The organism is Oleiphilus sp. HI0132, from assembly GCF_001635845.1.
The window spans coordinates 1-1,352 of sequence record NZ_LWGJ01000257.1 but is presented as its reverse complement, the minus strand read 5'-3'; the positions used below and the strand labels follow the sequence as shown (position 1 = coordinate 1,352).

Here is a 1,352-nt window from a genome sequence, read left to right as displayed (position 1 = left end):
CGACCAACTAACAACATAATGATCATGCCAAGCCCCGCAGCGATACCAATCAGTGCAGCTGAAATACCGGTAGGCGCCCAGATAAAGAAGACTGCAGAGATAAGCAAGCCAAGCACTAAGCTGACGTTTCTCGCCAAGTAAGTATTGCCAAACGTCGTCCACTGAATGTAGTGCGCTGCTGCGCCCTCTCCCTGTTCAGTATTCAGGTAACGAGCATGAGCAACAAGACCTATTGACTCAACCAGCAAGCCAATAAAGACCAGACCAGACAAGACACTCAGAAGTGGTGCAAAGCTTAAATCTTGAAGCGAATAAGCAATACAAGCAAACACGGCAAAAACAATTCCGCCGACACTAAACATACTGCCAAAGAAGCTGGTCAATACCTGCCAATGATTCCAGAACGGGCGAGCTTTAATTCGATAGATACAGTGCATGAAGTACAAACCTATCAAAGCAGAGATCACCGCAAAACCACCCGCAATAGATATCAGCAAATCTAGGATACCCAACTGCAACCATTCATTGATCGCAGACAACACGGTATAGCCACATAGGCCCGCGAAGAACATGGCTATACCCAAGGCTTCCCGACTAAGTGGTGACCAACGCAAGTTATTAAACCCACGGTAGAAACGCAAAGGCTTACCCAAGTGCAGCGTAGAAAGGAATAAACCCAAGGCCTGAACAAAAATCATCGCACCCAATAATGGATACTTCATCGCACTTTGATCTAAAAATGCAAAGGCTTCAGGGAAGATAGACGGCCCCAACAGCAAAATCATAAAGGCACCGATCACTGCTTGAGTCGACAAGGTGAACATAACCAAAGGATTTTCTCGCGAACTTAGACGCTTCAAATTCCAAGATCGCTCTTTACCTGCTTTCTCATCTACAACTGAACGATAACTTCCATCTTCTTGCTTATGGTACTTGAGAGGCTGAACATCTGTTCGCGTCATCTCTTCCGGTAGAGTTTTGATCTGCTGGAAACGAATATTAGGTTGCGTAATTGATGGGTCAGGGAAGCCAGGGATACTCGCCTCAGTCTGCTCTCTATTTTCTGGCGTATCTTCAATAACACCAAAGTTCAATGCATTACCCAAACAGGCCGACACACAGGCTGGCTTCAAGCCTACTTCTAAGCGGTCAACACACATATTACACTTCGATACCTGACCTTTAACCGGGTCAAGCTGTGGTGCGTTATAAGGACAAACCCAAGTACAGTAACCACAACCAAAGCAGGTATCAGGATCCTGGAGTACCGCACCATATTCAGTATGCTTGGTATAAGCCTTTGTTGGACAGCCCTTCAAACAAACCGGGTCGTCACAATGGTTACACGCCAT

Annotated in this window: 1 protein-coding gene; it reads right to left on the bottom strand. The window is 46.2% G+C overall.

From position 1 onward, the window contains the following. A partial coding sequence (locus A3766_RS03155; protein ID WP_068641654.1) for a DmsC/YnfH family molybdoenzyme membrane anchor subunit occupies positions 1-1,352 on the bottom strand: 1,352 nt, incomplete at both ends.